Here is an 8,607-nt window from a genome sequence, read left to right on the forward strand (position 1 = left end):
CCCCCCCCCCCCCCCCCCCCCCCCCCCCCCCCCCCCCCCCCCCCCCCCCCCCCCCCCCCCCCCCCCCGCTCCCACAGTGGTTTCATGTTGTGTCAGCCATTGCGTGTCTTTTGTTGAGCCTGGCGCAAACGCATGTGTAACAGCGGATACGGCTGGCCCATGCCGTCGACTTCCGAACGACCGATCACCTCGAAGCCCTGCTTGAAGTAAAACCCCAGGGCTTGCGGGTTCTGTTCGTTGACGTCCAGTTCATCGGCGTTGAGGTTCTCCAGGGCATAGCGCAGTAATCGCTTGCCAAGGCCCTGGCCGCGATGCGCCGGGTCGATGAAGAGCATCTCGATCTTGCCCGCCGCGACACCGGCGAATCCGGTGATTCGCTGCTGCGGGTCTTTGGTGCAAATCAGCATCACGGCGTCGAGGTAACGGGTCAGCACCAGGTTCTTCAACAGTTCGATGTAGCTGTCCGGCAGGAAGTCGTGGGTAGCGCGGACCGAGGCCTCCCAGACCCTGGTCAATTCTTCGTAGTCGCTTTGTTTTGGGGTATGAATGACCGAATGTTGGCGCATGCCAGCCTGCCCTTGGGTTATTGGAGATGAGAATCCGTTCCTCATCAAACGATAGCCGTAAAAAAGCCCCGCATCTCGTCAAGAGAGCGGGGCTTTGCATATTTTTTGCGACTAGATCTGTTCAGCCCACAGGTCGTATTCGTCGGCGTCGGTCACTTTGCACCAGACTTTGTCGCCCGGTTTCAAGTTGCTGCCATTGTCGATGAATACGTTGCCGTCGATTTCCGGGGCATCGAAGAAGCAGCGGCCTACCGCGCCTTGCTCATCGACTTCATCGACCAGCACTTCGATTTCACGGCCGATGCGCATTTGCAGGCGCGCCGAGCTGATGGCCTGCTGGTGCGCCATGAAGCGCTCCCAACGGTCCTGCTTGACGTCGTCCGGCACGACTTCCAGGTCCAGGTCATTGGCCGGAGCCCCTTCAACCGGCGAGTACTGGAAGCAACCGACGCGGTCGAGCTGGGCTTCGGTCAGCCAGTTCAGCAGGTACTGGAAGTCTTCTTCGGTCTCGCCGGGGAAGCCGACGATGAAAGTCGAACGGATGATCAGGTCCGGGCAGATTTCGCGCCAGTTCTTGATTCGCGCCAGGGTCTTGTCTTCGAACGCCGGGCGTTTCATCGCCTTCAGCACTTTCGGGCTGGCGTGCTGGAACGGGATGTCCAGGTACGGCAGGATCTTGCCGGCGGCCATCAGCGGGATCAGCTCGTCAACGTGCGGGTACGGGTAAACGTAGTGCAGGCGTACCCAGACACCGAGGGTGCTCAGGGCTTCGCAGAGTTCGGTCATGCGGGTTTTCACCGGCGCGCCGTTCCAGAAACCGGTGCGGTACTTGACGTCGACACCATAGGCGCTGGTGTCCTGGGAGATCACCAGCAGCTCCTTGACGCCGGACTTGACCAGGCGCTGGGCCTCGTCGAGTACGTCACCGACCGGGCGGCTAACCAGCTTGCCGCGCATCGACGGGATGATGCAGAAGCTGCAGCTGTGGTTGCAGCCTTCGGAAATCTTCAGGTAGGCGTAGTGGCGCGGGGTCAGCTTGATGCCTTGTGGCGGCACCAGGTCGATCAGCGGGTTGTGGTCCTGGCGTGGCGGCACGACTTCGTGCACGGCGTTGACCACCTGCTCGTACTGCTGCGGACCGGTGACGGCCAACACGCTCGGGTGTACGTTGCGGATGTTGCCTTCTTCGACGCCCATGCAGCCGGTCACGATGACCTTGCCGTTTTCCTTGATGGCTTCGCCGATCACTTCCAGGGACTCGGCCTTGGCCGAGTCGATGAAGCCGCAGGTATTGACCACCACGACATCGGCGTCCTGGTAGGTGGACACGACGTCATAGCCTTCCATGCGCAGCTGGGTGAGGATGCGCTCGGAGTCGACCAGTGCTTTGGGGCAACCCAGGGATACGAAGCCAACCTTGGGATTGGCCGGCGCAGGAGTGGTGGACATGTCTAACCTCGGTGTTTTGTGACGCCGCTTGCCGAACTGGGCAAAACCGACGGACGGGCGCTTGAACGGCGCCTCTGATCAAAAAGTGCGCAATTCTAGCGATGAGACGATCACTTGACCAGCTTTATGCAGGGAAATACGACGAGTGCTGCGCTATGCTTCGCGCCGTTGGGCTTTACCGATTTTTTACAGTCAATAAAACGTCTGTAACAACAAGTAAAACGGCGCATGCTGCATGACAAAGCATAGTGCTTCTTCATGGAAGCCCGGGTCTGGGTAGTAGGAGTGGTGGATGGGGCAGGCAAGTAGTCAGACTGCGGGCGCCGCGCATACGTCGGCGAATCCGATTGGCATGTTGGTCGCGGCGGTCGGGGTGGTGTATGGCGATATCGGCACAAGCCCGCTGTACACCCTCAAAGAGGTATTTACCGGTGGTTATGGCGTAGCGGTCAACCACGATGGGGTGCTTGGGATTCTGGCGTTGATCTTCTGGTCGTTGATCTGGGTCGTGTCGATCAAGTACATGATGTTTGTACTGCGTGCCGACAACCAGGGCGAAGGCGGAATCATGGCCTTGACCGCGCTGGCTCGGCGAGCGGCGGCAGGTCATGCGAAATTGCGCACGCTGCTGGTGGTCTGCGGGCTGATCGGCGCGGCGCTGTTCTATGGCGACAGCATGATCACGCCCGCAATTTCGGTGCTGTCGGCCATTGAAGGCCTGGGGCTTGCATTCGAGGGTATCGACCATTGGGTGGTGCCGCTGTCATTGGTGGTGCTGGTCGGGTTGTTTCTGATCCAGCGACACGGTACGGCGCGGATCGGCATTCTGTTCGGGCCGATCATGGTCACCTGGTTTCTGGTGTTGGCGGCTCTGGGCCTGTATGGCATTGCCCAGCATCCGGAGGTGTTACAAGCGGTGAACCCGATGTGGGGTGTTCGTTTCTTCAGGGAGCATCCCGGCATGGGCGTAGCGATCCTTGGCGCCGTGGTGCTTGCACTGACCGGTGCCGAAGCGCTGTATGCCGACATGGGCCACTTCGGCCGCAAGCCGATTGCCCGCGCGTGGTTCATTCTCGTGCTGCCAGCGCTGGTGCTGAACTATTTCGGCCAGGGCGCCTTGCTGCTCGGTGATCCAGAAGCTGCGCGCAACCCGTTCTACCTGCTGGCGCCAAGCTGGGCGTTGATCCCACTGGTCGGGTTGTCGACACTGGCCACGGTCATTGCTTCGCAAGCGGTGATTTCCGGGGCGTTCTCCCTGACCCGCCAGGCCATCCAGCTCGGCTATATCCCGCGTATGCATACCCAGCACACGTCCAGCGCCGAACAGGGCCAAATCTACATTGGTGCCGTCAACTGGGCGCTGATGGTTGGTGTGGTTCTGTTGGTCCTGGGCTTCGAGTCTTCCGGCGCCCTGGCGTCGGCCTACGGCGTGGCGGTGACCGGAACCATGCTCATGACCACTATCCTGGTGTCGGCGGTCATGTTGCTGCTGTGGAAGTGGCCACCGATTCTGGCGGTACCGGTGTTGTTGGGCTTCCTGCTGGTAGACGGTCTGTACTTCGCCGCCAACGTGCCGAAAATCGTCCAGGGCGGTGCCTTCCCGGTGATTGCCGGTATTGCGCTGTTCGTATTGATGACCACCTGGAAGCGAGGCAAGCAACTGTTGGTGGAGCGTCTGGATGAAGGTGGACTGCCGCTGCCGATTTTCATCAGCAGTATCGCCGTACAACCACCGCATCGCGTTCAGGGTACCGCTGTATTCCTCACTGCGCGGCCAGATGCTGTGCCTCACGCCCTGTTACACAACCTGTTGCATAACCAGGTGCTGCACGAGCAAGTCGTGCTGTTGACGGTGGTGTATGAGGATATTCCGCGCGTGCCGCCGTCGCGACGCTTTGAGGTCGACTCCTACGGCGAGGGTTTCTTCCGGGTGATCCTGCACTTTGGCTTCGTCGACGAACCGGACGTGCCGCAAGCGCTGAAGCTGTGTCATCTGGAGGACCTGGATTTCAGTCCGATGCGCACGACCTACTTCCTCAGCCGCGAGACAGTCATCGCCTCCAAGCTCGAAGGCATGGCCCGCTGGCGGGAGGCGCTGTTCGCCTTCATGTTGAAAAACGCCAACAGCAACCTGCGCTTCTTCAACCTGCCGCTGAATCGGGTGATTGAGCTGGGGACGCAAGTGGAGATGTAGGCCCACTGTAGGAGCGAGCATGCTCGCGATGGTCGTCAACGCTCACGCGGGAATCCTGGATAAACGCGGTGTATCTGAGATCATCGCGAGCATGCTCGCTCCTACAGGGGGTGTGGTGTGGAACGAAAAAGCCCCCGGAGCCTTCAGGCTGCGGGGGCTTTTTTGTGCGACTCAGATCACTCCTGGGCTTCAGTTTCCTGCACTTGCCGCTTCTGGATCACATCCACCAACCGCTGCGCGAGTGCCGGGTAGTTCTCGTCGAAGTGGTGGCCGCCAGGCAGCTTGATGGCTTCGCCCACCGCGCTCTTGTCGGTGCAGCCGCTTTCGTCGACTTCTTCTTCGCCGTAGATGCACACCACTTTCGCGGCGGGCAGCTTGGCCATTTCCGGGCCGGTGGCGGCTTCTTTGCCGGCGTTGCCGAGCCAGCCTTCGACTTCGATTTCAAAGCTGCCGGTGCGAGCGAAGGCCAGCAGGATAATGGCGTCGACGCGTTGCTGCTCGGACTCTGCCAGGCGGTTGTAGATGGCTGGCAGCACATCGGCGCCGAACGAGTAGCCGGTCAGGATGAAGCGCTTGGTACCCCATTTCTGCCGGTAGTGCTGCATCAGCTCGGCGAGGTCCAGGGCGCTTTGCTCGGGGCTCTTGTGCTGCCAGTAGTAGCGCAGGGTGTCGATGCCGACCACCGGGTAGCCAATCTTGGCCATTTCACCGGCGACGTCGCGGTCCAGGTCACGCCAGCCGCCGTCACCAGAGAGGAACAAGGTGACGGTGTCCTTGGCCTGGCCGGCGGGCACTTCAACCACTGGTATCTGCAAGCCACCGGCGTCCTTGTCGCCACCGACCAGCAGTTTGCGCAGTTCGTTGTTCAGCACTTGCGGCAGGTTGATGTCGTAGTCGCTGATGCTGGTTTCGGCGTTGGGCTGGTCGCGCACGAAGCCGGCGCTGGTGTCGTCCGGGTTGTCATTCCACGCCACCAGCCAGTGGCCATGGGCGGCGCTCTTTGGCAGCAGGTGGGTGCAACCGGGTTTTTCCAGGGCCAGGTCAACCGACACGGCTTGTGCCTTGTCGTTCTTCTGTTCGGACAACCAGCGCCAGGCCAGCACCGCGCCCGGGCCGATCCCGCTGACCAGGGTCGCCGGGCCGTTGAGTTCCCGCAAGCCCGACTGTAGGGCACGGCTTTGCAGCAGGCAGTCCTTGGGCAGGATCACCTGGACGATCTGCGCAGCGCCGCTGCGGCTCAGGGTCAGCAATTGCTTGTCGCTGAGTTTCTGGTCTTCGTTGACCGCCACCAGTACCTGGGCCTTTGGCGTGGTGCCGGGGATCACGCGGGTCATCGCCGCGCCATCGGTTGGGGTCAGCAGTTCGAGGGTCGGTTCCGGTGCCGGGCGTTTGAGGTACCAGTAGCCACCACCGAGAATCAGGGCCACCACTACCAGGGTGCCCAGTACATAGCGCAGGGAGCGTTGAATCATCAGCGTTTCACCAATCCAGTCAAGCCGCCCGCGATCAGGGCGGCAGTGTCGGCCAAGGCCACCAGCGGATCGAGTCCGGCGGGCACGGCCATATAACGGGGTTCCCAGTCAGGCTGGAACTTGTCTTTGAAGCGGCGCAAGCCTTGGAAGTTGTAGAGCTGCTCACCACGGCGGAAGACCATCGAGCCCAGGCGCTGGGTCAAGGGTGCACCCCGACGGGGTTGCAACCCCGACAACGGCACCATGCCCAGGCTGAAACGCGCGTATCCGTGACTCTTATAATGTTGGATCAGGCCGACCATCATGAACTCCATGGTCAGCTTGGGGGCGTCCGGGTGCGCGCGCATCAGGTCGAGGCTGGCCAGGTCATGGCTGTAGGTCTCGAGCAGGTTGGCGAACGCCACCGGGCGCCCTTCGAAACGGATCACGGCAATGCGAAAGTGCTTGAGGTAATCGTCGCTGAAGCGGCCGAGGGAGAAGCCTTTCTCGCGCACGTTCTTGCCGGTCAGCCAGGCATCTGAAATCACCTTGAGCTCATCCATGGGCGCCTGGCCTGGTTCATGGATTTCCAGCGACAGGCCATCGCGGGTGCCACGGTTCCAGGTGTAGCGCAGGTCCTTCATCTCTTTGCCCTTGGCCTCGAGGTCAAAGCGCTTGAGGTCGACCCTGGCTTCTTCGCCGAGCTTGATCGCGGTCAGGCCGATGTCCATGTAGTACGGCAGGTTCTCCGCACGCACTTGATAGAACACGGGGCGGGCGTGATGGATGTCGCACAGGTCGCGGAACTGCCAGATCATTTCCGCCCGTTGCTGGCCGGGACCGATCGGGTCATACAGTGCTACAAGGCTGCGGCCGCGGCGGGCGTACATCAGGAACGCCTCGTCGTTGGGGTGGAACAGCAGTGCCTTGTCGCCGGTCAAGGCCAGGCCGCCATCCGGTTGCGCGGATGCCATGAGGATCTTGCTTGCGCGCTCCAGTTCATCGGCTGTCGGCAGGTGGATGACCGGGCGAGCGGTGCGTAGCAACCAGGTCAGGGATACCACCACCAGCAGGACCGCCGCGCCGAGCAGCGAGCGCAAGCCGCGGGGGGCATCGGCATCGAGGGTGAACTGCCACCAGAGTTGATGGCTGTATGGCACGTCCTGGTACGCGAATAACAGCAGCCACATCGAGGCGCCGAGTACGCACACGCTGGCCACCAGGTATAACGGGGAGAACGGCACTTCGGTCAGGCGACTGGGGCGATAGAACGAACGCCGGAACACCCCCAGCAGGCTCGCCGTCAGCACCATCAGGCTGGCCTCCTCCCAGTCGAAACCCTTGAGCAGGGAGAGCAGGGCGCCAACCAGCAGCAAAATGGTGGTCAGCATCCAGGCAGCCGACAGTCGACGACGCAGGCCCTGGGCCAGCAACAGGCACAACACGCCGATCAGGCTGGCGCCAAAGTGCGAAGCATCGACCAGGCGGTGCGGGATCAGAAAGCCGATATGTTCAAGGCGCGTGTCGATTTCCGGGGTCGCGCCGGAGAACAGCAGTACAACGCCGGACAGGAACACCAGCACCGCCAATATCGGCGCGGCCAGGCCTGAGGCAGCGCGCAAGGTCTGGCGCGTCTGAAACAGGCGCTGGCCTTCGCTGATCAACAGAAACAGGCAGGCCACCAGCATCGGCAGCACCACATAGATCAAGCGGTAGAGCAGCAGGGCGGCGGCCAGCGGCGCGGCACCGAGTTTGTCGGAGAAGGCCGCGAGCAAGATCGCTTCGAACACGCCGACCCCGCCCGGAACATGGCTGAGCACGCCAGCGGCCAGGGCCAGCAGGTAAACCAGGAGAAACGCGCCGAACGGCGGCGCTTCGGGCAACAACAAATAGAGCACCGTGGCGGCGGCGGCCACGTCGAGTGCGGTAATGACCAGTTGCAGGAACGTCAGGCGGCGCCCGGGCAGGCGCAAGGTGCGGCGGCCGATCTGCACCAGGAGGTTGTCGGCGTACGGTTGTTCCGGCAGGCGCCGACGGTAGATGCCGATGGCCAGTACCGAGAACAGCAACAACACAGCCGTCGCGATGCTGCCCAGCAGAACCGGCGAAAGCCTTAGGGCGGCGGAGGCTTCGGACAGGTCACTGAGTGTCGCCAGCGCGGCGAGCGGTGGCAGGGCGCAGCCGAGCGAGAGGCTGGCGAACAGCGTCATGCGTGCGACTTCAGTGGCCCCCAGGCCATGGCGCGCATACAGGCGGTAGCGGACCGAGCCGCCGGACAGCATCGAAAGACCGATGGCATTGCCGATCGCGAAGGCGGTGAAACCGCCCAGCGCCAAGGTTTGCGGTGCCAGATTGACGCCTGCGTAACGGCTGGCCGACCATTCGTATCCCAGCAGAATGATGAAGCCCGCGACGGTAGCGCCCAGCGCACCCAGCAGTGCCGGTTGCGGAACCTCGAGGATCGAGTCGTGCAAAGCGTCCAGGTCGAGTTCGCTCAACAAGTGACGGCAGGCTATCAGCGCAATGGTGAACAGCAGCAGGGTGACCGCCAGGCCGATGGGTTGGCGGTATTTGCTGATCAAGTCAAGCAAACGCAGCCGCTGCGCCTTGATCGGTTGGGTAGCTGTGACGGTGTCTTGTGGATCAGACGAGTTGGCGCGCATCAATCACCTCTTGGATTGTGCGCGACAGGATGGGGGTATCCAGCCAAGTTACCAATCCCTGTAGAAAAAAATAATCACGAATATTAACGCCTGGCACCGGGTCCCGGTGCCAGTTCGTCTTCAGTCGTAGGGTGTGGAATGTGCGATTGAGCATAGTCGGAACCCAGCGCATCGGTGGCCCGCAAGGCTCACCACACAGTGACAGATCATTGTTGCGAAAGGACTTTTTCTACAGATACAAAAAAGGCCACTCTTTCGAGTAGCCTTTTTTGATGTTTGGTTGC

5 protein-coding genes are annotated in these 8,607 nt (G+C 61.7%); 1 reads left to right on the top strand and 4 read right to left on the bottom strand.

Annotated elements, in window-relative coordinates; genetic code table 11:
- Window positions 1–92: 92 nt before the first annotated feature.
- Both AC3WWR_RS01975 and rimO read right to left on the bottom strand, forming a co-directional pair.
- Window positions 93–566 (bottom strand): GNAT family N-acetyltransferase, encoded by a 474-nt coding sequence (locus tag AC3WWR_RS01975; RefSeq protein ID WP_020796013.1) that lies wholly within the window; start codon window positions 564–566, stop codon window positions 93–95.
- Between the two features lie 111 nt (window positions 567–677).
- Window positions 678–2,015, bottom strand: a complete 1,338-nt coding sequence (rimO, locus tag AC3WWR_RS01980) for a 30S ribosomal protein S12 methylthiotransferase RimO (RefSeq protein ID WP_020796014.1) — start codon at window positions 2,013–2,015, stop codon at window positions 678–680.
- A 292-nt stretch (window positions 2,016–2,307) separates the two neighbouring features.
- Between rimO and AC3WWR_RS01985 the strand changes: the two genes are divergently transcribed.
- The gene (locus AC3WWR_RS01985) at window positions 2,308–4,209 is read left to right on the top strand and encodes a potassium transporter Kup (RefSeq protein ID WP_020796015.1); all 1,902 of its coding nucleotides are present in this window, start codon (window positions 2,308–2,310) and stop codon (window positions 4,207–4,209) included.
- Between the two features lie 176 nt (window positions 4,210–4,385).
- Here the strand turns inward: AC3WWR_RS01985 and AC3WWR_RS01990 are convergent, their stop codons facing one another.
- Together AC3WWR_RS01990 and mprF are read right to left on the bottom strand one after the other, a co-directional pair.
- Window positions 4,386–5,681, bottom strand: coding sequence for a virulence factor family protein (locus AC3WWR_RS01990; protein ID WP_020796016.1), 1,296 nt, complete (start codon window positions 5,679–5,681; stop codon window positions 4,386–4,388).
- Window positions 5,681–8,323, bottom strand: a complete 2,643-nt coding sequence (gene mprF / locus AC3WWR_RS01995; RefSeq protein ID WP_020796017.1) for a bifunctional lysylphosphatidylglycerol flippase/synthetase MprF — start codon at window positions 8,321–8,323, stop codon at window positions 5,681–5,683. Before mprF ends, AC3WWR_RS01990 begins: the two co-directional genes overlap by 1 nt.
- Window positions 8,324–8,607 lie beyond the last annotated feature (284 nt).

This window comes from Pseudomonas sp. EB271-G4-1 (assembly GCF_058791355.1).

What these genes read in the sequence shown, in the direction of transcription:
- AC3WWR_RS01975 (WP_020796013.1), bottom strand. Translation starts at nt 566, where the DNA reads ATGCGCCAACATTCGGTCATTCATACCCCAAAACAAAGCGACTACGAA.
- rimO (WP_020796014.1), bottom strand. Translation starts at nt 2,015, where the DNA reads ATGTCCACCACTCCTGCGCCGGCCAATCCCAAGGTTGGCTTCGTATCC.
- AC3WWR_RS01985 (WP_020796015.1), top strand. Translation starts at nt 2,308, where the DNA reads ATGGGGCAGGCAAGTAGTCAGACTGCGGGCGCCGCGCATACGTCGGCG.
- AC3WWR_RS01990 (WP_020796016.1), bottom strand. Translation starts at nt 5,681, where the DNA reads ATGATTCAACGCTCCCTGCGCTATGTACTGGGCACCCTGGTAGTGGTG.
- mprF (WP_020796017.1), bottom strand. Translation starts at nt 8,323, where the DNA reads ATGCGCGCCAACTCGTCTGATCCACAAGACACCGTCACAGCTACCCAA.